Raw genomic sequence first — 24,743 nt, forward strand, 5'->3', positions numbered from 1 at the left:
CGATCTGAGTGTTCAAACAGCCAGTTCAGGATAGATAAGCCGTTCCTTCAAACAGAAGGTTGGCAACAGGAGTTGGACAATGACTTATGTCGTGACCGATAATTGCATTCGTTGCAAATATACGGACTGCGTCGAGGTTTGTCCTGTCGACTGTTTCTATGAGGGCGAGAACATGCTCGTCATTAATCCGGACGAATGCATTGATTGCGGCGTCTGTGAGCCTGAATGCCCAGCGGAAGCCATCAGCCCGGATACCGAGCCGGGTCTCGACAAATGGCTTGAGCTGAACGCGGAATATGCGGCCAAGTGGCCAAACCTGACCGCCAAGAAGGACGAGCTCCCAGAAGCCAAGGAAATGGATGGCGTAACGGGTAAGCTTGAGCAGTTCTTCTCGGCAGAACCAGGCTCGGGCGACTAAAAATCGCATTGCGGGCGCGTTTTGTCTGCACGGTTGCGCGAATACAGCCTATTTTAAGGGCGTCTAAAGTTGCCGAAAGTAAGATATTTGGCAATTTGTTGATTCTTGCGCAAAATTGTGTTAAGTTGCACAGATAATTTCGGTGACTGGACGTCAACTCGTGGCGCAAACGCATTAATCTCTGAAAGGGCTATATTTTTTTACTGGGCTGTATGGCACCGGAACGGATTTTTGCGATTTCGCGTCCGTCCCTAACCAACCTTCCCGGTAGATAAATCTGTGTCCGAGACGCGCTTCCAGTTCAAACCGCAACGACTTCCGTAGCTCTCCCAAGAGGTGCGGTCGAAATCATGTGTAAACCGGCGAGTTGCGCCGGGCACAACAGGGAGTATTGAAGCGTATGTCATCCCAGCAGAAGAAGACTCCGGCTCGTCAGGGTTTCAAGACCGGTGAATCGATTGTATATCCAGCTCACGGCGTTGGCCAGATCGTCGCGATCGAAGAGCAGGAAGTAGCCGGTCATAAGCTTGAGCTTTTTGTTATCGACTTTGAAAAAGACAAAATGCGCCTCAAGGTGCCAGTCGCTAAGGCTGTAACCATTGGTATGCGCAAGCTGTCGGAAACCGATTATGTCGAGCGCGCATTGAAGGTCGTTCAAGGCCGTGCGCGCGTGAAGCGTACCATGTGGTCGCGCCGTGCGCAGGAATATGATGCAAAGATCAATTCCGGCGACCTCATCATGATTTCTGAAGTCGTTCGCGATCTGCATCGCGCTGAAAACCAGCCTGAGCAGTCTTATTCCGAGCGTCAGCTTTATGAAGCAGCCCTCGACCGTATGGCGCGCGAAATCGCTGCCGTGAACAAGCTTTCCGACACGGAAGCTGTTCGTCTTATCGAAGCAAATCTCGCCAAGAGCCCGAAACGCACCAAGGCTGATGCTGATGCGGAAGGTGATGCTGACGGCGATGAAGTCGAAGCAGCGTAATAAACGCTCGCATTGTTCTCTAAAAAGCCCGGTTCTGCCGGGCTTTTTATTTATCTGAATTAGAACAGACCAAGTTGTGTGCTTCTAAGATACCTATTTTTCAATGGGGTCTTATCTAAAGCCGCTTCGGACTTTTGGCTCAAGTGCTCTATTTTCCTGCAATGTCAAAGATTTATAGTGCGTAAATGGAACCGGAAGGTTCTTGCCGCGTTGTTAAGCAGCACCAGTTCGTAAACGGGTTTGTTTTGCGGCGTATCAGTCTGGCCTCAGAGCAGGTCTGTAAAAGGCATTTTGAACGAATACGTGACGTTCATTCAATTGTTCTTCGCAGAGCTGGAATATCTTTTGTCTTGCGCTTCCAATTTTTTTGAAAGCCTCGCAGTCAGAACAGGAGAACCAGATGAAGACGTCATCCACGAGCAGTTCCTCCACCGTTCCAGCAGTGCGTTTGCCAATGGCGGCGCGCAACATGCCACCAGCTGCCGCCTCTTCTCCCCAGTCAATGATCCGCAACGCAATGTCCGCTCCTTATCTGGAGCGCGAAGAAGAACGCGCGCTGGCCATTCGCTGGAAAGAAAACAAAGATCAGGAAGCACTTCATCGTATAACCGCGTCGCATATGCGATTGGTGATTTCCATGGCCGGGCGCTTCCGTAAATTCAAGTTGCCAATGAGCGATCTCATTCAGGAAGGCTATGTGGGTTTGCTCGAAGCGGCTGCGCGCTTTGATCCTGAGCGAGATGTGCGCTTTTCGACTTATGCGTCGTGGTGGATACGCGCTTCGATGCAGGATTACATTCTGCGCAACTGGTCTATTGTCCGCGGCGGCACAAGTTCTGCGCAAAAGTCGCTATTTTTTAATCTTCGTCGTCTGCGCTCCAAGCTTGCTCAGGAAGATGAGACGATGAGCAAGGCGGAAATCTATAGCCAGATTTCCACTCAGCTTGGTGTTTCTGCAAGCGATGTCGAATTCATGGATAGCAGGCTCTCTGGGTCAGACAGTTCGCTCTCGGCTTCGGTGAACAGCGATGAATCCGGTGGATCCAGCCGCATGGATTTTCTTGTCGATGATCATCCATTGCAGGATGAGGTGGTGGAAAGCACCATCGACATGGAGCGCCGAGTAAGCTGGCTTCACACAGCCCTTCATGCGCTGAACGAGCGTGAGTTGCATATTATTCGGGAGCGTCGGCTTGATGATGACGGTGTGACATTGGAAGCGTTGGGCGAAAAGCTCGGCATTTCAAAAGAGCGTGTCAGGCAAATTGAGAGCCGGGCTATGGAAAAACTCAAGCTTGCCCTATTGGATCAGCACGAAATGGCCGCCTATCAGGCTTAAAGTTTTTCCTGGAGCGCATCCTACGCAAAACTACTTCGGACTTTTTGGCGATGTTCTAATTGCCTTTAAGCCGGGGCGACCAGTCTTCTACCTTGCGATTTTCGAGACGGCGGACAGCATAACGCTTCCAGCCGTCTGCAAGGTGTGGGATCTGAGCCATCTCAGCAAGCTGATCATAGTTGAGCATATCGACGTAAAGCAGATGCCAGATCCGTTGCAGCGTCCATTCTGGTGATAGCCGCTCGACGAGCAGCATCGCATCGTTCTCAGCAATGACCCCTTCTTCAAGAACACGATAATACCAGCCGGTGCGTCCGGTTTTTTGAACCCGCACGGCCATATCCGGTACATCAAAACGTGCATTGAGTTTCCAGCAAGGCTGTCGGCCTTGCGACACTTCCACCAGCGCTGTACCAATGCGAAAGCGATCACCGACTGCAACATTGTGCTCGGTCAGTCCGGTCGTGGAAATATTCTCGCCAAAAGCGCCAGATGCATCAAGACGAGGATTGTCACCTACATCCTTACGCCAATCGGCATAATGATCGTGTGGATAGTGATGGACGGCCTTTTCTGGGCCGCCATGCACTTTTCTGTCGCCTTGCTCATCGCATTCAAGACCGTCACGAAGAAGCCTTACGCGGCCAGAAACGGGCTTCTTATCAATGCCGCTCGGTGCCTGTCGTTCTCCCAATGGAGCGATCTTTCCGGCAAGCAATGCACTGATACAGATTTCCACTTCTGGGGCATCCTTATTCGCTAATGAGCTTTACCCGATCACCAACCGACACCGTCGCGCCAGCAGACATCGCATTGAGCAAACGGAACAATTCAAGCTTACGGGTTGTGCCTTGCATGCGTGCGGAAAGGCTCGCCATCGTATCGCCCGGCTTCACAGTAACGACGCGGATGCGCAAAGGCTTGATCGCCTCCTGTTCGGCTGGTGACAGCAAGCGGAAGGATTGCGTAACGGTTTGCGATGCGGGAAGCAAGGTATTGCTGCCCTTCGGCGCTGCGGTGAGGAAGCGATAAACCTTATTGTTTGCGCCAATTACCACAATGTCGAACTGCCAGCGGTCGGCGCTTGCGCGCGCGGTTGCGGCAGGCAGGCCATTGATGGTGATCGGACGGATCGAGCTTTCGTCAAGGCCTGTTACCCAGCCCGATTTGATATAATCGGTGAGGCTTGAACCTGAAGGCAAAGATGCGCCGTCAAAACGGATCGCCACTTCACCCGGACCGCTTGCCATAACGGCATTGGCCGAATTGTCGATCGTGAAGCCTTCTGGTGCGGTGAAGGTCACGCCCAGTTTTGGATGAATGAAGGTCTGCTCCCGAACATAGCCTTCATTGGGCGAGTCGCCATAAAGCAGGCCATCAATCCCGTTGAGGAAGGAATCGCGGTCTGTCGTGCCAACTCCGGGCGCACCAATACGGCGTGCATGTCCGAGCGCAAGCTGAATGCGCTGCGGGGTGGCAGGGTGGCTTGCGAGGAAATCTAGGCTTGCATCCGTTGCGCCAGAAACCGATCGGAAGTCCGTATAGGCTTCCATCGACTGCAGGAAGCGCGCGGATGCAAAGGGATCGTAGCCCGCTTCACCGATCATCTTGATGCCAATGGCGTCGGCCTGCAGTTCCTGATTGCGTGAGAATTGCGCTAGGCGCAGTTTGCCGCGAATGGTAGCTTCCCGGCTTGCGCTCTCATTATGCAGGACTTCCGTCGCGACACGTCCGGCAATTGCCGTTTCGGCTTCCTTCTCCTGACGAAGGATACCGTGATTAGCAACAACATGGCCCATTTCGTGGGCGATAACAGCTGCGACTTCCGAGGAATCATTGGCAAGCGCCAGCAAGCCGCGCGTTACATAAAGAAAGCCGCCGGGCAGTGCGAAGGCATTGATATTAGGACTATCAAGAATAGTGATGCGATAGGTCTGATCCGGCTTGTCGGAAACTGTCGTCAGATTGCCAACGATCTTGGCAACCATGCGCTCAAGCCTCTGATCCTTGTATTCGCCGCCATAGGTGGCAAGGATGCGTGGGTGCTGCTGCGCGCCGATCTGTGCCAGACGGTCGTTGCGGGTGACGTTTTCAACTGTTACCGGATTTGAGGATGGCTGAAGGCCAAGATCCTTGCTTGAATTGATCGACTGACAGCCTGAAATCAAAGCAAGAGCAAGCAAGCCAAGACCGATGGCTGGTTTCCGCCAATTGCGCTGCATCCGTTCTGGCAGAGAGACTGGAAGACACAGGGAGGCCCGGGCACGGGTCTGTTGACGGATCAGTATTTTACCCTCGCAATTGAATCAGCGTCGATATCTTGGCGCAAATCTAGCTACAGACTGAATATCCTACAAGAAGCAGATCAGCGTTCTAAGCCGTTCTTCAAGCTGATTGCGAACAAAATATGTCCACAACCGTAACATTAGGAGTGTTTCCTGCTGCGTGTGAATCGCAGGGGCACTCTAAATTTTTGCCTGTTCACCGATATAGCGTTTCAATGCTTCCGGTCCAGATGGTGATAGCAACTCGCGTGCGGGCCCCTGAGCGGAAATCTGTCCGCCGTCGAGAAACAGCAACAATGCATCGAGATAGATGGCATCTTCAGGAGTATGGGTGACCATCAACACGGTCATGGCGTTTTCCTGTTGCAGTTCACGCATAAGATCAAGCATCTGATGACGCAACGCCGGTCCCAATGAAGCGAAAGCCTCATCAAGCAAAAGCACGGGTCGCTCGCGCACCAGTGCACGCGCTATCGCCACGCGCTGACGTTCGCCACCGGAAAGCGCTTCAGGTTTACGCTGTTCTTTCCCTCGAAGGCCGACGCGGGCAAGAGCGTTAGCAACAGTTTCGCGGTCCATTTGACTGAATTTTAGATCGGGCGAACGCCCAAGTCCGACATTCTGTTCGACCGTCAGATGGGCGAAGAGATTGTTTTCCTGAAACACCATCGAGACAGGTCGAGATGCTGGCGGCAGGCGGGTGACGTCTGTCGTGCCGATCAGAATTTTCCCAGACTGTGGTGTTTCGAACCCGGCAATGAGATTGAGAAAAGTGGATTTACCCGAGCCACTTGGGCCGACAATCGCTGCGATGACACCGCCCGGCACTGTCGCATCGAAATTCATAGTGGTTTCGCCATAGCTGAAACGCACATCCTGAAAGCAGATATCAGCCAGATTGGCTTTAGGCGGCTGGGCATTCATGGACAGGACGTTTCCTTTCGGGCTGCGGCGCGGTCTGCAATAAACATCAGACCAAGACACAGCAGGCCGAGGATAAGCGCAAGGCCTGCTGCGTCGAATGTGCGATAGCTGCCCATGCGTTGGAACAGAAGATAGGGCAGAGTTAGCAATGCGTCGCTGCCGAACAGGGCGATAGTGCCGAGATCGCCGAGAGACAGTGCCATGGCAAAGGCAAAAGCCATTCCGAATGGTCTGCGGATGGACGGCCAGTCGATAAGTCTCAACCGGTTAAGGCCTGTGATTCCAAGCTGTGCGCAAAGTCGGTTATGGCGCGCCGCCGATGTGTCCCATGCGGGCCTGAGTAGCCGTACTGCGAATGGCATTGCCATGGCGGCGTTGACCGTTACGACCATGAAGGGGGCCATAACGAATGGGTCGGTGAAATGGCGTAGCAGAATGAACCAGCCTGCACCCAAAACGATGGGCGGCATCACCAATATGAGGCTGGCGCCAGTGTCGAAGAGATTGGCAAGACGTATGCTGCGTGTCGCCTCACGCGCGATTACCAGTGAGAGCGAGAGAATGACGGAAAGAAGGGCGGCAGAAAAACCAAGTGCGATGCTGGTAGAGATAGCGCGCCATACGGTCCATTCGCTTAACAAGCGTATGAGATCGGCCGCGAGGCCTGAAATGACAACGCCTGAAACGGGTAGCGCCACATAAAGAAAGCCGATAGCGATGGCGAAAATATTGAAAACCCGTTCTCGCTTGGATGGGGTGCCATAGCGTCTGGCTGTCGCCGCTAGGGTGAAACCCTCTTCTGACGGCCGTCCAGTCAGGCGCAATCCCAGCAAGATCGCCAGTGTGAGCGCGAGTTGTGCCAGGGTGAGGGCTACGGCTCGTGCCGGATCAAAGTCGAAATGCAGGCTTTGGTAGATGGCGACTTCAAGCGTTGTTGCGCGAGGGCCGCCGCCAAGCGTCAGCACAGTGGTAAAACTGGTGACACAGAGCATAAATATGAGGCCGATCATGCCTGGCAGGTTGCGGCGAATGACCGGCCATTCGATGAAACGGAAGCGCGGTGTGCTGCGCATACCAAGCTGCGAGGAAAGTTTCGAGTAATCAGCGGGGATCGTTTCATAAGCGGCAAGAATGAGCCTGACCGCCAGCGGCATATTGAAAAACACATGCGCAATCAGAATGCCGGTGATGCCGTAAACATCGGGAGAAACCGGGTAGCCTGCCGATTGCGAAAGCTGCGCGATAAATCCATTGCGCCCATAAATGCTGGTGATACCGAGCACAGTCACAAGGGCTGGCAGCGCCAACGGCAGCGCGAACAGACGCAGAATCAGACCACGTCCCGGAAAGCTTGCTTCCGAATAAAGCGCGCGCGCCACAGGAATTGCAAACAGCACTGATAGAAGGCTCGATGCTGCCGCCTGCAGAACCGTGAAACGGGCAGCCCTGAGTAGGTAGCTGTCGAAATAGACATCCGTGTTAAAACCACTGGCCTCCATCGCCAGAGCAAGGAGAGACCCGCCGACCAGAACCGCCAGAAAGCCAAGCGCTAATATGCCTGCAAGTGGTTTCATTGCAGGCGTTTGTCTTGCGCGGCTGATGGTCAGCGGGTTGTTCATTTGCTGGAGGCTTTAAGCCATTCGTCGACCCAAGCCTTGCGGTTCTTTGCAACCTCATCAGCAGGGATCAGAAGTGTCTTTTCAGGCTTTGGCAACTTGTCGAAAGCGTCAGGAAGAGGAGTGGAAGTTTTACCAGCCGGGAACATCCAGTTGGTTTCCGGGATTACATCCTGAAAGCCGGGGCCGGTCATGAAGGCAAGAAATTTCTGTGCCAGCGGGTTCTTGGCACCAGTGGTTGTCTGTGCCGCCAGCTCGATCTGCAGGTAGTTGCCTTCTGGATAGGCCAGCGCCTTACAGCGCTCGGTGTTTTCCGCGACCATGTGATAGGCAGGCGATGTCGTATAGGAGAGCACCATTGGTGCTTCGCCTTTGGTGAAAAGACCATAGGCTTCCGACCAGCCCGGCGTCACCGTCAGGATGCGCTTTTGCAGCTTTTCCCAAGCTTCATCGGCCTGATCGCCATAGACTGATTTGATCCACAGCAGAATGCCAAGGCCGGGTGTTGAAGTCCGCGGGTCCTGAATGACGATTTTCTGCGACGGATCTCCTTCGACCAGTTCCTTCAGGCTTTGCGGTGGGTTGGGCAGTTTCTCGGAATCATAGACGATAGCGAAGTAGCCATAGTCATAAGGTACGAAAACATCGTCCTTGAAGTCACCCGGCACTTTGACATTGGACAGATCAATACCGCTTGGCGCGAAATAGCCCGTGGCACGTGCTTCTGTTGTGAGGTTCGTGTCTAGACCAAGCACGATGTCGGCTTTTGTGTTGCCGCCTTCCAGCTTCAGGCGATTGAGAAGGGCGACGCCATCAGCCGATGCGATCCATTCCAGTTCGCAATCGCATTCCTTCTCGAAGTTTTCCTTCACCTTGGGGCCGGGACCCCATTCGGAAACGAAACTGTCATAGGTATAGATTGTGAGCTTGTTTTTTGCCTGAGCAGCCGGTGCAAAGGCAAAAGCTGCAGAGAGCGAGAAGGTCAGCAGAGATAAAAGCCGCATAACGGCAGGTCCTTTCTTTTACTTAAAGGATTGAGCGCCGTTATCGATAAATCGGGCAGCATCTAATCCCTCCGCCGGTATAAGCCGGATCAGGTTCAGCGGGTTAGCCGGAGTACGGCTTCTCAGCTATTCAATGGTTGAATGGCACCCCGTTAGAGCAGGGCCGACAATAGAGCCTTGCAAAGAGAAGGGCAAGGGATGCTTCCGCATCAACATGCAGGCTTCCGGGTAGAATTAACGCGTGTTATGAGCGATTTATGAGCACATTTGTTATTCTTCTCGGCGGCGATCTCGTCGTCACGGAACGCTTGAAACGGCAGATAGCTGGCGCGCGAGTTCTTGCTGCGGACGGCGGGATGCGCCACGCGGAAGCCCTTGAGGTTGAGCCCGAACTTTGGTTGGGAGATTTCGATTCAACCTCCGACGCATTGAAAAAGAAATATGCGCATGTGCCGCAAAGAACCTTTCCCGCTGCCAAGGATATGACGGATGGTGAGCTTGCGCTTGAGGAAGCCTTTAAGCGTGGAGCGAGTAAGGTCATTCTCTGCGGTGCTTTTGGCGGCTCGCGCACCGATCACACCTTGCTGCATCTGACTATGGCAACCGCGCAAGTCGCAAAAGGCAGAGACATTCTTCTGTCCAGCGGAGCGGAGGAAGCATGGCCATTGGTCGCAGGAGACTATGTTTATGATTTACCCGACGGCACATCTTTTAGCGTTGTGAATTTCTGCACCGTTGAAGGACTTACAATCACAAATGCCGAGTGGCCGTTAGACAATGTGACCTTGCCGTTTGGTTCATCGTGGACTGTCTCCAATATTGTGCGTGGAACTCTTTGCGTTTCAGCGCGTTCAGGTCTTGCGATACTTGTAGCGAACTTGAGTGAGGAGGCTCATTTTCAGGGCAGCTGCTAACCTTAAAAATTGAAACTGCTTGACGCTGACAGGTGAAACGTATTGTAAATGGGTCAAGCGGGTATGATCTGCTTTACGCCGAAGTTGGGGACGCAAAGTCGGTGTTGGTGTAACTCTAGTAGGAGATTGTTTCATGAAGTCACGTCTTTCCATGATTGCAATCGTCGGTGCGCTTGCGTTCTCAACAGCAGCATGCACGACGGGTGAACAACGTACTGCCGGTTATGGTGTCGGTGGTGCAGCTCTTGGTGCGCTCGCAGGCGGCGCAATCGGTGGCAATGGTCGTGGTGCTTTGACCGGGGCTGCCATTGGTGCTGTCGGCGGTACGCTTCTCGGTGCTGCGACAACCCGTAACAATGTTCAGTATTGTCGTTACCGCGATAATTACGGTCGCGTTTACGAAGCACCTTGTAACTAAGACGGGTTGGTCCGTTTAGCGGGATCAAAGTTTAAAAACAGGCCGGGGAAACCCGGCCTGTTTGTTTTTTGACGGTTCCATTTGACAGAACGGCTTTTGTCCCCGACAAGCAGGGCGGAATTTTCAACCGCTTTTTTCAAAGAGAACCATGGCACCTCCGCTTCTTCGCCTCGACCAGATCAAGCTCACCTTTGGCGGCACACCGCTTTTGGAGGAAGCTGCCCTTTCTGTGAGTGAGGGCGACCGCATCGCGCTGGTCGGCCGCAACGGTTCAGGCAAGTCCACTTTGCTCAAAATCGCGGCCAATATGGTCGAGCCGACCTCGGGCGAAGTGTTCAAGCATCCGGGCGCGACGGTTCGTTATCTGCCGCAGGTGCCGGACCTTGATGGTTTTCCCAATGTACGTGCATATGTCGAAGCCGGGCTTGGACCGGCAGATGATCCGCATCGCGTAACCTATCTTCTTGAGCATCTGGGCCTTACTGGCGAAGAAAAACCCGATCATCTGTCTGGTGGTGAGGCGCGCCGTGCAGCCCTTGCACGCGTGATCGCGCCGCAGCCTGATGTGCTGTTGCTTGATGAGCCGACAAACCATCTCGATCTCAATACCATTGAATGGCTGGAAGACGAACTGCGTCAGATCCGTTCGGCTATCGTGTTGATCTCGCATGACCGTCGCTTTCTTGAAAATGTCAGCCGTTCGACTGTGTGGCTTGATCGCGGCATTACCCGTCGCATCGATCAGGGCTTTGCGCATTTTGAGGAATGGCGTGACAAGGTTCTGGAAGAAGAAGAGCGCGATCTGCACAAGCTTGGCCGCCAGATCGCACGCGAAGAGCATTGGTTGCGCTATGGCGTGACGGCTCGCCGCAAGCGCAACGTGCGTCGTCTTGGTGAGCTGCATTCGATGCGGTCGGAGTTTCGCAATCATCGCAAGGCGCAAGGCAATGCTGTTCTGGCAGCAAGCGATTCCAAGGAGTCCGGCAAGCTTGTCATTGAAGCGAAAAAGCTCAACAAAGCTTATGATGAGCGCGTACTGGTCCGAGATTTTTCGACTCGTGTTCAACGCGGTGACCGGATCGGGCTTGTTGGTCCTAACGGGGCAGGCAAGACCACACTTTTGTCAATGCTTACTGGCAAGCTTCAACCGGACTCAGGCACTTTGCGCCTTGGTGTCAATCTCGAAATGGCCGAGCTTGATCAGAAGCGTGAAAGCCTCAATCTGGATGATACGCTGGCGCATTATCTGACCGATGGTCGCGGCGAAAGCCTCATCGTCAACGGTGAGCAGCGCCATGTCGTTTCTTACATGAAGGACTTTCTTTTCCAGCCTGAACAGATACGCACGCCGATCCGTGAGCTGTCAGGCGGTGAAAGAGCGCGTCTTATGTTGGCGCGCGTTCTGGCAAGGCCTGCCAATCTGTTGATCCTTGACGAGCCGACCAATGATCTCGACATGGAGACGCTCGATCTTTTGCAGGAACTGGTTTCCGGATTCCCTGGCACGGTCATTCTCGTCAGCCATGATCGCGATTTCCTTGACCGCACTGTGACCTCTGTGATTGCGCCGGAAGGTGATGGCAACTGGCTCGAATATGCTGGTGGCTATGCCGATATGATGGCGCAGCGCAAAGAACAGGCTTTGGCGCGCCGCAATGTGAAGGCCGCTGCCGCACGCGCCGACGAAAAGGGCAATGAGGCTGTGCAGCCCAAGCGGGAGGAAAAGCGCAAGCTTTCCTACAAGCAGAAATTTGCACTTGAAAGCCTGCCGGGCAAAATGGATGCGCTGGCAAAGGAAATCACCGTTCTGGAAGGGAAGCTGGCTGATCCGCAGCTGTATGCCAAAGATCCAACGCTGTTTGCCAAGACGGCCGATCTTCTTGAAAAGAAGCGCACAGAGCATTCTTCCATGGAAGAAGAATGGCTGGAATTGGAGATGCTGAGGGAGGAGATCGAGGGATAATTTCTTATCCCTCGACGACCGATTCTAAGCACTTGCCTTGTTGAGCAGCGCGATAGCTTCCGCATCCAGTTTTATCTGCGTTGCGTCGATCAGTTCACCAAGCTGGGCAGAACGCGTTGCACTGGCAATGGGTGCAGTGATTGCCGGATGGGCAATCAGCCAGGCAATCGCAATCTGCGCAGGTGTGGCATCATTTGCGCGGGCAACCTGATCGAGCGCCGCAATAATGCGTGATCCACGATCGGTCAGGTATTTTTCGACGGATGAGCCGCGCGCACTCTGCCCAAGATCATCCTTCGAACGGTATTTACCCGTCAGGAAGCCGGCTGCGAGCGCGTAATAGGGAATGACGCCCAGCTCATTGTCACGGCAGATTGCTTCAAGTCCGCTTTCAAAACCCGAACGATCATAGAGATTGTAAAGTGGCTGCAAAGTTTCATAGCGCGGCAGATTGTGTTTGCTGGACGTATCAAGCGCTTCGGTGAGACGTTCTGGGGTGAGGTTTGATGCGCCGATAGCGCGCACTTTGCCAGCGGCCATGAGCTCTTTATAGGTTCCCAGCACATCCTCGAACGGTGTTTCCGGGTCGTCCCAGTGAGACTGGTATAGATCGATATAGTCGGTTTGGAGCCGCTTGAGGGAGGCATCGACGGCTTTGCGGATATAAGTGGGAGAAAGGCCTTTTTCGTCCGGCCCCATTTCTGAGCCAACTTTGGTGGCGATGACGACTTTATGGCGCAGGCCACGGGATTTCAGCCAGTTGCCGATAATAGTTTCGGATTCACCACCAGTATTTCCTGTCGCCCATGCGGAATAGACATCCGCCGTGTCGATGAAATTAAGTCCTGCATCGACAAAACGGTCGAGAAGCGAAAATGAAGTCGCTTCGTCGACCGTCCATCCAAATACGTTGCCGCCAAAACAAAGCGGCGAAACTTCGAGTTCAGTACGTCCGAGCTTTCTAAACTCCATGGACCCTATCCTCTTCCTGTGCATACGACCCCTTGCGGACCCGCAGGGTTACGATTTCAGGAAGAGAGTCGGGCCCTTAAAGTCAGCCCATGCCCAATGCATCCATATAGAGCTGGAGCATGGCTTCTTCTTCCTGACGTTCATGGTCTTCTTTTTTACGCAGACGAATAATGGTCCTTACGACCTTGCTGTCAAACCCCGAACCCTTCAATTCCGCGTAAACTTCCTTGATATCGTCGCCGATGGTCTTTTTTTCTTCTTCGAGACGCTCAATGCGCTCGATGAAAGCACGCAACTGGCCAACAGCAATTGTCTGGGCTTCGCTGGTAATGTCGTCGCTCACGGGTTTCTCCAATTCAAAGTCGATTATGAATGCAAGCAATAGCGGTTTGTTTCGACGCGCGTATCGTCACCGGAAAGCCGGTTCCATCTTTTCTGCGACATGCTGTAAAGGAACGGCGCGATTGTCGAAAGTCTGAAACGTTTTTCGTGCGAGTCGCGAGCAAAATTAAGAGGCTTTGGGGCCATTTATCGCCTTTTGGCTGTGGATAGCGGGCAAAGGCGATTAATCGATAGGCCCTGTTCGCGAACCAAAATGCCGGATTTCATGGATTTCCGGCAGCGTGTTGATAGCGGTAAGCATTGGTGCCAGTCGCTCGGCCCACTCAGTCGCGCCAGTTTTCTCTGCGATCAGATCCTGTCGTACTTCAATGAGCACATGCGCATAGCCGCGGCTGGTTGCGTGACGATACATGGCATCGTTTTTCAGCGCGCCATTATATGGCTCATTGTCGCCTACGATCAGGCCGGGTTGGTCGCGTAGCATCGAAAGGAGTGGAGTAATCGCGCGCGGGTCGGAATCCCATAGAAGACCAATGTGCCATGGCCGATCGTTGCCACGCCAGTTTGGCGTGAAGGAGTGGATGGAAACAACAAAAGGCGCTTTGCCACTCGCAAGTGCGACCTGGGTGCTCACGGATGCGACTGCATCATGATAGGGACGATAGAACTTATCGAGGCGTTTTTTACGCTCATCCGGGGTCATCGGATAATTGCCGGAAATGACCGCGCCGTCCGATAATTGCATGATGAGGGTCGGATCATCCTCACCGCGATTGGGGTCGATCAGCAGGCGCGAGAAGCCACCCATGACTGCTGGTGCGTCAATCTTTGCAGCGAGCTGACGTGTAAGTTCCTCGACGCCGATATCATACGCGATATGCCGTTCAAACTCGCTTTTTGCCAGACCCAGACTGCCATATTCAGCCGGCAAATCACGTCGGGCATGGTCGGCGGTCAGAAGCAGGCCAAGACCGAGATTGCCATCGACCTGATGGACGGGGGAAAAGGACGGAGCAGATGACATGCAAGTGGCTTCTTCGGTGAGATTTTTGTCACAAATCGCAAGTAGTTCCAGCTCTGTCATGAGAAAGTCGAGATTGCAACGATCATTCTCAAAAGATTGAGGAAGGAGTTTCCGGGTTGAGACAAAGAAGCCAATCTAATCGTTTAAATTGGACGTTTTTCCGCTTAAATCGCTATGCAGTTTGAATGGAAATGCTGTAACTGATTTGTTCTCTCCGGGATTGCGTTGACATCAAAGGCGAAACTGCCGAAAAGAGAGCGATCGAAAGAGGATTTCCTTGCGTGAGACAAAAGCGATTGCGGGCTGAAGGAGTTCGGCGAATGCGACTTCCACTTTTCTTAGGTTTGTTCTCCAGCGTGCTTATCGGTACACTGGGCATAACAGCTTTGGAAGCGCGTGCTGATTTTCGGGTGTGTAACTCAACTCAGAACCTGGTTGGTGTCGCCATTGGCTATAGAGCCAAGACAGGCTGGGTGACTGAGGGCTGGTGGCATATTGACGGTTCAACCTGCAAGACGCTGCTCGAAGGCCCACTCTCGTCACGCTATTACTATCTCTATGCTGAAGATTCCCAGAGCGGCGGCCGCTGGGAAGGTAAGGTGAACATGTGTGTTGCGGAAAAGGAATTCCGTATCACGGGTGTTCAGGACTGCTTTGCGCGGGGTTTCCAGCGCAATGGCTTCCAGGAATACGATACCGGGGAACAATCGAGCTGGATGGTACAGCTTACTGACGAAACGCCGCTAGAAAACTCCACAGTTACAGGAACTAATAATCAATGAAGCGCAACCGCAAGGTCAAGATTCTCGCCACACTCGGCCCGGCGTCCGGCGAGGAATCCGTCATCCGTCAGCTTTTTGAAGCCGGTGCAGACGTCTTCCGTATCAACATGAGTCATGCCGATCATGACACGATGCGTACGCTTGTTCAGCGCATTCGTAATGTAGAAAAGGAACTTGGCCGTCCTATCGGAATTCTGGCTGACCTTCAGGGTCCCAAGCTGCGCGTTGGCAAGTTCAAGAATACCAAGGTTGCGCTCGTTGCAGGCCAGACTTTCACACTCGACAACAATGAAGAGCCGGGCGACGAAACCCGTGTGTATCTTCCGCACCCGGAAATTCTGGAAGCTGTGGAGCCCGGTCATCGTCTGTTGATCGACGACGGCAAGCTGGAACTGATTGCCGAAGCCTCTGACGGCAAGTCGATCCGCTGCAAGGTTGTCGCTGGCACAAGCATTTCTGATCGCAAGGGCGTGAGCCTTCCGGACACCACTTTGGGTGTCGGTGCTCTGACAGAGAAAGATTACAAGGATTTCCACGCGGTTCTGAAGGAAGAAATCGACTGGGTTGCCCTGTCGTTCATTCAGCGTCCGGAAGATCTGATCGAAGCACGCAAGATTTCGGGTGGCAAGGTCGGCCTGATGTCGAAGATTGAAAAGCCGCAGGCTGTGACGCGTCTCGATGAGATCATCGAGCTTTCCGATGCGATCATGGTTGCTCGTGGTGATCTTGGCGTTGAAATGCCACTGGAAAGCGTTCCGGGCATTCAAAAGCAGATGATCCGCAAGGCACGCCGCGCTGGTAAGCCGGTCGTGGTGGCGACGCAGATGCTCGAATCGATGATCACTGCACCGGTTCCGACCCGCGCTGAAGTGTCTGACGTTGCGACCGCTGTTTTCGAAGGCGCTGATGCTGTCATGCTTTCTGCTGAATCCGCGTCCGGCCAGTATCCGGTCGAAGCTGTTGCAACAATGAACCGTATCGCCGAGAAGGTTGAGCGCGAGCCGACCTATCCGGGTATTCTCGATGCACAGCGTGCGATCCCTGAGCCGACTGGTTCAGATGCGATAGCGCTGGCTGCTCGTCAGATTGCTGAAACGCTCAATCTTTCGGCTATTGTCACCTATACGGCTTCAGGAGCCACGGGCCTGCGTGCAGCGCGTGAACGTCCTCGTACGCCAATCATTGCACTGTCGCCGATTGTTGAAACCGCGCGCCGTCTCTCGGTCGTCTGGGGTCTGCATTGCGTGGTGACAGAAGACGCGCATGATCTGGAAGACATGGTTGATCACGCCTGTCAGGTTGCTTTCAAGGAAGAGTTTGGCAAGGCTGGTGATCGTTTGATTGTTACGGCAGGTGTACCATTCGGAACGCCGGGTGCTACCAATTTGCTGCGCATCGCCTATATCGGTGCCGACGGTCAGTCCACAGACTAAACTGCCGGCATTCGGTTAAGGTGCTAGTTATGGTTGATAAAAAACGCGCTCCTTTCGGGGCGCGTTTTTGTTTGTTGAAGAAGGACAAGGCCTCGGTCTCATCCTAAGCATGGCAAAGGATCAAGCCATGGAGAGCCGCAGGTGATCAACGCCTTGCGCTTTGAGATGACGCTCTACACTTTCTCAGTTTGAGGCGTCCTGCAAAGGAATCAGGTGCGAGTGTCGCTCAGTTCTTCGGTGAGATCGAAGAAACTCTTCTGCGCGTCCCGCATCATTGGATTGATCTGTAGCGCTTGTTCATAGGCGCGCAGCGCCTGTTCTTTCAGCCCGCGTGCACGCAGAATCTCGGCCATGCCGGTAAGCGCACCATAATGACGCGGCTCAAGTTCCAGCGTACGATTGATGTCGTACATAGCGTGGGCATAGTCGTTGCGAAGGTAATAGACAGTCGCACGACGGTTCCATGCTTCAGCATAGTCCGGATCGATTGCGATGGCTTCATTTAGGAAATCGAGTGCTGAAGTATAGCGTTTTTCAAGCATGGCGCTACTCGCCCATTGCACGAGAAGGTCTACCGTAGCGCTGCCAGATTGCGACCAGATCTGATTGATCTGAACGGTGATGCGGCGCGCCTTTGTCTCGTTGGATGTGCGCTTGAGATCAGCAAAAAGCTTGTCGAGGCGCTCTTCAGGCGTTTGCGCTGCAGCCGGAGCAGGCTTTTCCTGCTGTGGCTTTTGTTCGCTGTCAGCGCCAACCTGAACAGGCAGAATAGGGGCTGTGAGCGATGGCTTTGTATCAGCAAGGGCAGAGCTTATGATAAGCAAAGCTGCGCTGATAGCTGACAAAAGCGAGGTGTGACCCAGATGTGCAAAAACGTTCCGCATGCGCATAATCTTCATCATGCGCAGCGAAACGTCAAATGCAAAATCAGAAATAAGATTAGCCCTGGCGAGCCTTGAAGCGCGGAGCAGTCTTATTGATGATGTAAACGCGGCCCTTGCGGCGAACGAGCTGGCAGTCACGATGACGAGCCTTGAGCGCCTTGAGCGAATTCTTGATCTTCATGTCAATCACCGGTCTTGGTTGGCCCATCGACAGAACATGCCGCCGGGCTGCATAAAAACAGGCGCCCAAGGCGCCAATTGGTTACAGGCAGTATTCCTGCCCGAAGGGTTGGCCGAAATACACAATATTCCAGCCAAATGTCAACTCCCGCACGACAGATTCACGAAGCTCTGTTCGGAAAATCTTGCCGCAGGGGCCTGTTAACAGGGGAATCTGATGGATTCCCCTGTAATGCTTAACTTGCACGGGGCTTAATGCGGGTCACATGACCCATTTTGCGGCCCGGGCGAGCTTCCTTCTTGCCATAGAGATGAAGCACTGCATTCGATTCTGCGAGAATCGCTGGCACCTGCTCAATGTCGTCACCGATCAGATTCTCCATCACGCAGTCTGAATGGCGAACCGTATCACCAAGCGAAAGCCCCGCAACTGCGCGAATATGCTGTTCGAACTGTGAAATGGCGCAAGCGGCTTCTGTCCAGTGACCTGAATTGTGCACACGTGGCGCAAACTCATTGGCCAGCAGAGTGCCGTCGGCGAGAACGAAAAATTCGAGGCCAAGCACACCGACATAGTCGAGTGCATGTAAAAGCTTCTCGGCTGCCTTGCTGGCCGCTTCCGCCGTTTTTGCAGGGATGGTTGCTGGAACGCTAGAGGTCGCGAGAATGCCGTCCTTGTGGACGTTTTCGGCGATATCGAAAATCGCAATATTGCCGCTGCGGTCGCGGGCGGCGATAACCGAAACCTCGCGCTCAAACGCAACAAAGCCTTCAAGGATCGCAGGCGCGTGCTTGATCGTCTCAAGTGCTGCGCGAGCCTCGCTTTCATTGAGCGACGTCAGGCGAACCTGTCCTTTGCCGTCATAGCCCAGACGGCGGGTTTTCAGGATGCCGCGTCCGCCAAGTGCACCCAAAGCTGCAATGAGCGATTCTTCATCATCAACCAGACGCCATGGTGCGGTCGCGATATCGCTTTCATTGAGGAACTGCTTTTCTGTAAAGCGATCCTGCGAGATTTCGAGTGCAGCGGGCGGTGGCAGGACGAGCGCCGTTTCCGCTAGCTTGTCTGCGGCAATCACCGGCACATTTTCGAATTCATAGGTAATGACATCAGAGGCGGTAGCAAGCTCTGCGAGCGCAGCTGGATCATCATAGGCAGCAACGATCTGGCGATTTGCGACTTGTGCTGCAGGGCAATCAGCCTGAGGTTCCAGAATAACGGTCTCATATCCGAGACGAGCAGCCGCCATTGCAAGCATACGGCCAAGTTGGCCGCCGCCGATAATGCCGATTGTCGATCCGGCTTTCAGGCTAGCTGTGAGTGCTGAATTTGCCATATCAGACCTCGTCGGATGGGCGTTCTGCAACGCTTTCGGTCTGCGCTGTGCGCCATTCATCCAGACGTGCCGCGAGTGCATCGTCATAAAGTGCAAGAACGGCTGCGGAAAGAAGGGCTGCATTCACAGCACCTGCACGGCCAATCGCCAGAGTGCCGACTGGAATGCCTGCTGGCATCTGGACGATCGAAAGAAGCGAGTCCTGTCCCGAAAGAGCTTTGGATTGCACGGGCACGCCAAATACCGGAAGAGGCGTCATGGCTGCGGCCATGCCTGGAAGGTGGGCAGCACCGCCTGCACCGGCAATCACCACCTTGAAACCTTCGGCTTTCGCGCCTTTGGCGAAAGCAACAAGGCGATCAGGCGTCCGATGCGCGGAAACAATACGGGCATCAAAAGATATTCCCAATGCATCCAGCGTATCGGCAGCATGACGCATGGTTTCCCAATCGGACTGGCTACCCATAATGATGGCGACGTCTGCACTCACGCTCATTGATCTTTCCTATTTCCGCTTCCGTAGTTCGGTCGTTAGTGTAGTAAAAACAAAGCCGGGCGGACCCCGGCTAAAAACTCATTGCTATCTGAAGGTCAGGCGATGATGTCAGGAATGACGTGATCTTCCATTTCCTGCAGCTTGTCTTTGATAGCGAGTTTTTTCTTTTTCATGCGCTGGATACGCAACTGATCACAGCCGACCGTCATCATGGCGTTGATGGCTGCATCGAAATCCGCGTGTTCCTGTTTCAGACGTGCGACGGCCAATCTGATTTCGGCCTGTTCCTGATCGGACATGCGGTTTGCCCCGTATTGTTCAGAATAATATTACGGGCCGCGCCAGCGTGGCACAGACCCGTTTCGAGAGCAGCCCTTATCACATTTTTCGTGATTGGAAAATGCTACCACGACAAATTCGACTTTCGACCTCACTCATGCCAAAGTGTCATGGTTCTGTCATGGGCGGCTGTCAACGAGCTGCGGTTCATGACAGTCGGGACTGCGTAACTGGCCCGAAAAAACAGGAGTATTTTGGGTATTTGCGCAGTGTGAGCGGGTGAAGCTTTGCGGTTGGCAGGTACTTCGCGCACGGTTTCATCCTTTGGGAAATCAATCAAAGGAGAAATGATGATGGCTATCGAGTCCCATCTTGCCACGCTCGAAAAAAAGCACGGCGCTCTGGAGCAGGAAATTTCCGATGCCATGGCGTCACCGGCAATGGACAATCTTCACGTTGCATCTCTCAAGCGCAAAAAGCTCGTGCTCAAGGAGCAGATCGAAAAACTGAGAACACAAGTCACTCGACATTAAACCATCCGTCAGTAGCGTGTGTTCGATCTGATCGAATAAGGTCGACACCCTAATGTTTTGGATCTTCGCGTATTCTATCCGAGAATAACTTCAGACTTCTCGGGCCGCGCTCCAAAGCTTATCGCTTTCGGACTTTTTCAAATCCGAAAGTTCCATGGACAGTACGCAATCGCCATTGGTGACGGCCAATAGGATGGTACTGTTGAAGATGTTGGCGGCTGTGCGTCAGCCGCCGAGCATCCCAAGCATCCAATATTAGATAAATTTAACAGCATGGTGAAAAGCAGCGATTATTCGCTGCTTTTTTGTTGCTTGCCTGAAGCGACTTCTCAGCCGTCAACTTCCGCTCTCGGGTCGAGATTCATGCCTTCTGGTGTCGCGCTCTTCACAGAAGGCATGCTCTTGAACTGTTCTTTCTCAGCCTTTGGCACGGATGCGCGCCTGCGCGAGCGGAACAGCGCATAGCCGGTGATCGAGATGTGGGCGAGGGCAGTTATTGCAAATAGACCGGATGGCCAGAAGATGTCCATAGCGGCGGCTGCCAGCAAGGGCCCGAGCATGGTGCCAAAACCGTAAAGCAGCAGCAGTCCACTTGATACTTTCACGAAACTTTCAGACGACGCGTGGTCATTCGCATGGGCAACGGCGACGGGATAGAGTGCATAGGCGAGCGCGCCATAGCAGCCTGTCATGATGATTATGACTTTGCCGTTCGACGGGCCGATGATGAAGGCCATAAGTCCGACGAGAGCTGCAAGTGAAGCAACCCCGGCCAGAACATAACGTCTGTCAACAAGATCGGAAATGCGCCCGACCGGAATTTGCATCAGAGCACCGGCAGCAATGGTTACGCTGACCATCAATGCGATTTCTGTAGTCGAAATGCCAGATTTTGCGCCGAACACAGCGCCCAGTGTGCCCCATGCGCCATTGGCAATGCCGATCAGGATACAGCCGACGAAGGCGGCGGGTGAATTGCGGTAAAGCGCTTTGAGATCAAGTTGAACCTCGGTGAGAGGTTTTGGGCTGACAGCCGTCGACATGGCAGTTGGAATAAGCGCCAGACAGAAAAGAATGCCGGTGATCATGAACAGATGATCGCCGCGGATATCTCCGTTCGCCACCATCATCTGACCACTCATTGTGGCCCCGTAGTTGACCATCATATAGAGGCCAAAAATCTTGCCGCGGGATTCGTTGGTGGCGCGCTCGTTGAGCCAGCTTTCGATCACCATGAATGCGCCCGCCATAGAGAAGCCAGTGAAGGTGCGCAAAATAATCCATGATATCGCATCAATATAGATGCCGGACAGAAGTGCAATGATCGCTGCGGAGGCTGCAAAGCAGCCAAATGCACGAACGTGCCCGACGCGTCGCACAAGGCGCGGGGCGAAGACACAGCCCGCGACAAAGCCACCCGCCCATGTGGTGCCCAGCATACCCAGAGATGCAACGGAGAAGCCTTCAAGGCCGCCGCGCAATGGCAGCAGCAGGCCGTGAAGGCCGGAGGCCATCAGAAGAAAGGCTGTGCCACACAGTAGCGCCAGAACCTGAATGTAAATTCGCAAGATCACGTTCCCGGGATTTTATGAAGTCGCGAGAGGTGCGACTTCGCTCTATCGTTGATGATCGGGCTGAGACGATAGCTCAGCGGAAAAGCGCTTCGGCAGCAGCGCGGCTGTCACCTTTTTTAAGCCTTTCAGCCTTCAGACGCTCAATTTCGGATTGTAGCAAAGTGATGCGCTGGTCGATCTCTATGACTGAAAGCAGCGCCAGCTCATCCTCACTTAGAACCACGCTGTCGCGGGGCTTACTTGCATCTTCATCGATACCGATCATGGCCTTCCTCCGGAGTCTATGACGGACTTATAAGCGCAGAAAAGATTTAACACCTTGAATCTTCGCATATATATTTCAAGAAATCGATGGAGAATTATATTGAAATGAGCAGTGTACTCCTGTGGGTGGTATTTCTGCGACGAGACGTTTGAACAGGAGTTTGATCATGATGGCCGAATTGCCTTCCCAGATGACAGCAATCGAAATCGCAGGCCCGGGTGGCGCTCATATGCTGCGCCCGATCCAGCGTTCGGTGCCTGCGCCAAAAGCAGGGGAGGTTCTGGTTCGGATACGTGCGGCGGGCGTCAATCGCCCCGACGTTCTTCAGCGCGAGGGGCATTATGCGCCACCGGCGGGTGCTTCCGATATTCCGGGCCTTGAGATCGCGGGAGATATTGTTGCGCTTGGCGAAGGTGTCAGGCGCTACAAGATCGGCGATCAGGTCGTGGCCTTGCTTGCTGGTGGCGGCTATGCCGAATATGCGGTTGTGCACGAAACCAACGCGCTGCCGCTGCCGTCTGGCTATGGCTATATTGAAGCTGCGGCAATTCCCGAAACCTTTTTCACCGTCTGGCATAACGTGTTTGAACGTGGCGGCTTGAAAGAAGGCGAGACTTTGCTGATCCACGGCGGCTCATCCGGTATTGGAACAACAGCTATTCAGCTTGGCAAAGCGTTTGGTGCCAATGTGATTGTCACGGCAGGTTCGACGGACAAGTGCGAAGCCTGTCTGAAGCTCGGCGTAGACAGGGCCGTTAACTATCGCGACGAGGATTTCGTCACGGTGGTCAAAGATGTGACCAAAGGCAAAGGAGCCGATGTCATTCTCGATATGGTGGGCGGCGATTACGTCGATCGTAATTACAAGGCCGCCGCAGAGGATGGGCGCATTGTGCAGATTGCGTTTCTGAATGGCGCGAAGGCAACCGCAAACTTTGCACTTCTGATGACAAAGCGCCTTACCCATACCGGCTCGACATTGCGTCCGCGGTCTGTTGGCTTCAAAGCGGACATTGCGCGTGAACTGGAAGCAAAAGTCTGGCCGCTGCTGGCGGAACGCCGCGTCTCCCCGGTTATGGATATGATTTTCCCGCTCAAAGACGCGTGGCGGGCGCATGACCGGATGGAAGGTGGTCAGCATATCGGCAAAATCGTGCTCGACGTGGCATGATTTTAGCTTGCGATAGAGAATAGGGGATGTGGTGGAAGCACTTTCTTGCTCTATGGTCAAAAAAAATATATATAGGCCGTGATTTCCCGGAATTTGTGGTTTTTCCCACGTCCCGCGCCACCGGAGCGGACGAACAGAAGGATTATATCTAATGGCCACCCAGCTTCTTATGCCGAAGGCAACGGCCGTCTGGCTCGTCGATAATACGGCTTTGTCTTTTGATCAGATTGCTGCTTTCTGTAAGCTGCATCCGCTTGAGGTAAAGGCAATTGCTGACGGTGAAGCTTCGCAGGGCATCAAGGGGCTTGATCCAGTTATCACCGGCCAGATTTCGCGCGAAGAAATTGCCAAGGGTGAAAAGGATCCTTATCACCGCCTGAAGCTTTCCGATCCAAAGGTGCGCGTGCCAGAAGCCAAGCGCAAGGGACCGCGTTATACGCCGCTTTCCAAGCGTCAGGACCGTCCAAATGCGATTCTCTGGCTGGTGCGTAACCATCCTGAACTGAAGGATGCGCAGGTTTCCCGTCTGATCGGCACGACCAAGTCGACCATCGAACAGATTCGCAACCGTAGCCACTGGAATTCAGCCAATCTGACAGCAATGGATCCTGTGACACTCGGCCTTTGCACGCAGATCGACCTCGACCTTGAAGTCGAACGTGCAGCACGCAATCGCCCAGCGCAGGAATCTGACAGCACGCTGCTGCCAGCATCTGCGACCGAAAACTTCGATTACCGTGATGAGCAGCCTGAAGAAGAAGAGCTGGATGCGGACAAGGTATTCGCAAAGCTCTCTTCGCTGAAGGGCTCAAACACCGAAGAAGACGAAGAATAAGCTTTCTTCGAATGGACATAAAAAACCCGCCGGTCTGGCGGGTTTTTTATGAGGTTTTGGGAGATCAATCCTTAAATGCGTTGTATTCGCTCATTTCCATGAGACGATAGAAATCGGCAAGCGTCTTGCCGCGCTCAGAGCGAAAGGTGCGACCTGCATTGCCTGCCGTAAGAATACGGTCTGTGCGGAAAGTGCGGAAAGCATTGCGCAACTCGCACCAGCCAATCACTGTCCACACTTTGCCCCAGAACCACAGACCCAGCGGACGGATATCGCGCTCGCTCTCCCGGGCTTCCAGATCGCGATAACGGATGTTAAGAACTGTGCCTTCATCGACAGCACGTTCGACCGCATCGATGACACGGCGTTCACTTACGCTGATGCTTGTCGACGGCGCGTGAATTTGTGTGCCGGTGATGCGGGCACGTTCTTCCTTGGGCAGAACGGCTTCGATTTTTACCAGCGCTTCTTCAGCGCCACGCGCCATGGAAACGCCGCCCCAGGCGCGGATTAGGCGCGCGCCTGCTACAAGCGCCACGATTTCATCACGCGTAAACATCAGCGGCGGCAGCTCAAAGCCTTGCCGCAGAATATAGCCAACGCCGGCCTCGCCATCGATAGGAACGCCTGTCGATTGCAGATCAGCAATATCGCGATAGATGGTTCGTTCTGACACTTCGAGCCGCTCGGCAAGCTGTCGCGCGGTGACAAGCCTGCCACCGCGCAGGTGCTGAACGATCTGGAAAAGGCGGTCTGCGCGGCGCATTCCG

Annotated in this window: 27 protein-coding genes and 1 riboswitch; of the genes, 11 read left to right on the top strand and 16 right to left on the bottom strand. The window is 53.8% G+C overall.

Annotation, left to right across the window (positions count from 1 at the left end; translation table 11 throughout):
- Positions 1–79 precede the first annotated feature (79 nt).
- From fdxA to QBD00_RS17645, 3 genes are all read left to right on the top strand, one after another.
- Entirely contained in the window at positions 80–418 is a 339-nt protein-coding gene (gene fdxA / locus QBD00_RS17635; protein ID WP_007876747.1) for a ferredoxin FdxA, read from the top strand.
- Between the two features lie 400 nt (positions 419–818).
- Entirely contained in the window at positions 819–1,403 is a 585-nt protein-coding gene (locus QBD00_RS17640) for a CarD family transcriptional regulator (protein WP_095447373.1), read from the top strand.
- 400 nt (positions 1,404–1,803) lie between these two features.
- On the top strand, positions 1,804–2,742 hold the full coding sequence (locus QBD00_RS17645) for an RNA polymerase factor sigma-32 (protein ID WP_264233019.1): 939 nt from the start codon (positions 1,804–1,806) through the stop codon (positions 2,740–2,742).
- A gap of 55 nt (positions 2,743–2,797) precedes the next feature.
- On the opposite strand, the gene QBD00_RS17650 is transcribed toward QBD00_RS17645, so the two are convergent.
- The 5 genes from QBD00_RS17650 to thiB form a co-directional block, all read right to left on the bottom strand.
- The gene (locus tag QBD00_RS17650) at positions 2,798–3,481 is read right to left on the bottom strand and encodes an MOSC domain-containing protein (RefSeq protein WP_264233021.1); all 684 of its coding nucleotides are present in this window, start codon (positions 3,479–3,481) and stop codon (positions 2,798–2,800) included.
- Positions 3,482–3,494: 13 nt separating this feature from the next.
- Positions 3,495–4,964, bottom strand: coding sequence for a cell division protease CdlP (gene cdlP, locus QBD00_RS17655; protein WP_095447370.1), 1,470 nt, complete (start codon positions 4,962–4,964; stop codon positions 3,495–3,497).
- A gap of 243 nt (positions 4,965–5,207) precedes the next feature.
- Positions 5,208–5,951, bottom strand: a complete 744-nt coding sequence (gene thiQ / locus QBD00_RS17660) for a thiamine ABC transporter ATP-binding protein (protein WP_318580135.1) — start codon at positions 5,949–5,951, stop codon at positions 5,208–5,210.
- Positions 5,948–7,558: a thiamine/thiamine pyrophosphate ABC transporter permease ThiP gene (gene thiP, locus QBD00_RS17665; RefSeq protein ID WP_318580159.1), complete on the bottom strand. Its 1,611-nt coding sequence runs from the start codon at positions 7,556–7,558 to the stop codon at positions 5,948–5,950. Before thiP ends, thiQ begins: the two co-directional genes overlap by 4 nt.
- Positions 7,559–7,566: 8 nt before the next feature.
- Complete coding sequence (gene thiB / locus QBD00_RS17670) at positions 7,567–8,571, bottom strand: thiamine ABC transporter substrate binding subunit (RefSeq protein ID WP_318580136.1); 1,005 nt, start codon at positions 8,569–8,571, stop codon at positions 7,567–7,569.
- A 49-nt stretch (positions 8,572–8,620) separates the two neighbouring features.
- A riboswitch (TPP riboswitch) is annotated at positions 8,621–8,733 on the bottom strand.
- 95 nt (positions 8,734–8,828) lie between these two features.
- On the opposite strand from thiB, the gene QBD00_RS17675 reads away from it, so the two are divergent.
- The 3 genes from QBD00_RS17675 (at position 8,829) to QBD00_RS17685 (ending at position 11,866) form a co-directional block, all read left to right on the top strand.
- Positions 8,829–9,485, top strand: a complete 657-nt coding sequence (locus QBD00_RS17675) for a thiamine diphosphokinase (RefSeq protein WP_318580137.1) — start codon at positions 8,829–8,831, stop codon at positions 9,483–9,485.
- A gap of 133 nt (positions 9,486–9,618) precedes the next feature.
- Positions 9,619–9,903: a glycine zipper domain-containing protein gene (locus tag QBD00_RS17680; protein WP_094578220.1), complete on the top strand. Its 285-nt coding sequence runs from the start codon at positions 9,619–9,621 to the stop codon at positions 9,901–9,903.
- A gap of 148 nt (positions 9,904–10,051) precedes the next feature.
- Positions 10,052–11,866, top strand: coding sequence for an ABC-F family ATP-binding cassette domain-containing protein (locus tag QBD00_RS17685; protein ID WP_318580138.1), 1,815 nt, complete (start codon positions 10,052–10,054; stop codon positions 11,864–11,866).
- Between the two features lie 24 nt (positions 11,867–11,890).
- On the opposite strand, the gene QBD00_RS17690 is transcribed toward QBD00_RS17685, so the two are convergent.
- The 3 genes from QBD00_RS17690 to QBD00_RS17700 all read right to left on the bottom strand — a co-directional run bounded on the left by QBD00_RS17690 (position 11,891) and on the right by QBD00_RS17700 (position 14,204).
- Entirely contained in the window at positions 11,891–12,838 is a 948-nt protein-coding gene (locus tag QBD00_RS17690; protein WP_095447364.1) for an aldo/keto reductase, read from the bottom strand.
- An 82-nt stretch (positions 12,839–12,920) separates the two neighbouring features.
- The gene (locus tag QBD00_RS17695) at positions 12,921–13,181 is read right to left on the bottom strand and encodes a DUF2312 domain-containing protein (protein ID WP_007876730.1); all 261 of its coding nucleotides are present in this window, start codon (positions 13,179–13,181) and stop codon (positions 12,921–12,923) included.
- A gap of 222 nt (positions 13,182–13,403) precedes the next feature.
- A complete protein-coding gene (locus QBD00_RS17700; protein ID WP_318580139.1) occupies positions 13,404–14,204 on the bottom strand; it encodes an N-formylglutamate amidohydrolase in 801 nt (266 codons plus the stop codon).
- Positions 14,205–14,524: 320 nt separating this feature from the next.
- Here QBD00_RS17700 and QBD00_RS17705 point away from each other — a divergent pair, with 320 nt between their 5' ends.
- Together QBD00_RS17705 and pyk are read left to right on the top strand one after the other, a co-directional pair.
- On the top strand, positions 14,525–14,986 hold the full coding sequence (locus QBD00_RS17705) for a DUF1036 domain-containing protein (protein ID WP_095447363.1): 462 nt from the start codon (positions 14,525–14,527) through the stop codon (positions 14,984–14,986).
- The gene (pyk, locus tag QBD00_RS17710) at positions 14,983–16,419 is read left to right on the top strand and encodes a pyruvate kinase (RefSeq protein ID WP_095447362.1); all 1,437 of its coding nucleotides are present in this window, start codon (positions 14,983–14,985) and stop codon (positions 16,417–16,419) included. The genes QBD00_RS17705 and pyk overlap by 4 nt, the downstream gene beginning before the upstream one ends.
- Positions 16,420–16,628: 209 nt before the next feature.
- Here pyk and QBD00_RS17715 read toward each other — a convergent pair whose 3' ends face one another.
- From QBD00_RS17715 to QBD00_RS17735, 5 genes are all read right to left on the bottom strand, one after another.
- Positions 16,629–17,309 carry a tetratricopeptide repeat protein gene (locus tag QBD00_RS17715; RefSeq protein WP_412535043.1) on the bottom strand — a complete coding sequence of 227 codons (681 nt, stop codon included), beginning with the start codon at positions 17,307–17,309 and terminating at the stop codon, positions 16,629–16,631.
- Positions 17,310–17,358: 49 nt separating this feature from the next.
- A complete protein-coding gene (gene ykgO / locus QBD00_RS17720; RefSeq protein WP_002967908.1) occupies positions 17,359–17,484 on the bottom strand; it encodes a type B 50S ribosomal protein L36 in 126 nt (41 codons plus the stop codon).
- Between the two features lie 235 nt (positions 17,485–17,719).
- Positions 17,720–18,820 (bottom strand): 5-(carboxyamino)imidazole ribonucleotide synthase, encoded by a 1,101-nt coding sequence (locus QBD00_RS17725; protein WP_264233163.1) that lies wholly within the window; start codon positions 18,818–18,820, stop codon positions 17,720–17,722.
- A 1-nt stretch (position 18,821) separates the two neighbouring features.
- Positions 18,822–19,310: a 5-(carboxyamino)imidazole ribonucleotide mutase gene (gene purE, locus QBD00_RS17730; RefSeq protein WP_191793453.1), complete on the bottom strand. Its 489-nt coding sequence runs from the start codon at positions 19,308–19,310 to the stop codon at positions 18,822–18,824.
- Between the two features lie 101 nt (positions 19,311–19,411).
- A complete protein-coding gene (locus QBD00_RS17735; RefSeq protein ID WP_095447358.1) occupies positions 19,412–19,615 on the bottom strand; it encodes a YdcH family protein in 204 nt (67 codons plus the stop codon).
- A 330-nt stretch (positions 19,616–19,945) separates the two neighbouring features.
- On the opposite strand from QBD00_RS17735, the gene QBD00_RS17740 reads away from it, so the two are divergent.
- Entirely contained in the window at positions 19,946–20,128 is a 183-nt protein-coding gene (locus QBD00_RS17740) for a YdcH family protein (RefSeq protein WP_024895753.1), read from the top strand.
- Positions 20,129–20,457: 329 nt separating this feature from the next.
- Here the strand turns inward: QBD00_RS17740 and QBD00_RS17745 are convergent, their stop codons facing one another.
- Together QBD00_RS17745 and QBD00_RS17750 are read right to left on the bottom strand one after the other, a co-directional pair.
- Positions 20,458–21,696 (bottom strand): MFS transporter, encoded by a 1,239-nt coding sequence (locus QBD00_RS17745; protein WP_095447357.1) that lies wholly within the window; start codon positions 21,694–21,696, stop codon positions 20,458–20,460.
- A 79-nt stretch (positions 21,697–21,775) separates the two neighbouring features.
- Entirely contained in the window at positions 21,776–21,967 is a 192-nt protein-coding gene (locus QBD00_RS17750) for a DUF1192 domain-containing protein (protein WP_095447356.1), read from the bottom strand.
- 166 nt (positions 21,968–22,133) lie between these two features.
- Between QBD00_RS17750 and QBD00_RS17755 the strand changes: the two genes are divergently transcribed.
- Positions 22,134–23,138, top strand: coding sequence for an NAD(P)H-quinone oxidoreductase (locus QBD00_RS17755; RefSeq protein WP_264233167.1), 1,005 nt, complete (start codon positions 22,134–22,136; stop codon positions 23,136–23,138).
- A gap of 151 nt (positions 23,139–23,289) precedes the next feature.
- The gene (locus QBD00_RS17760; RefSeq protein WP_095447354.1) at positions 23,290–23,973 is read left to right on the top strand and encodes a DUF1013 domain-containing protein; all 684 of its coding nucleotides are present in this window, start codon (positions 23,290–23,292) and stop codon (positions 23,971–23,973) included.
- Between the two features lie 64 nt (positions 23,974–24,037).
- Here QBD00_RS17760 and QBD00_RS17765 read toward each other — a convergent pair whose 3' ends face one another.
- Positions 24,038–24,739: a helix-turn-helix transcriptional regulator gene (locus QBD00_RS17765; protein WP_095447353.1), complete on the bottom strand. Its 702-nt coding sequence runs from the start codon at positions 24,737–24,739 to the stop codon at positions 24,038–24,040.
- Between the last annotated feature and the right edge of the window lie 4 nt (positions 24,740–24,743).

Origin of the sequence: Ochrobactrum sp. AN78 (assembly GCF_029909885.1) — a bacterium.
GTDB lineage: Bacteria > Pseudomonadota > Alphaproteobacteria > Rhizobiales > Rhizobiaceae > Brucella > Brucella quorumnocens.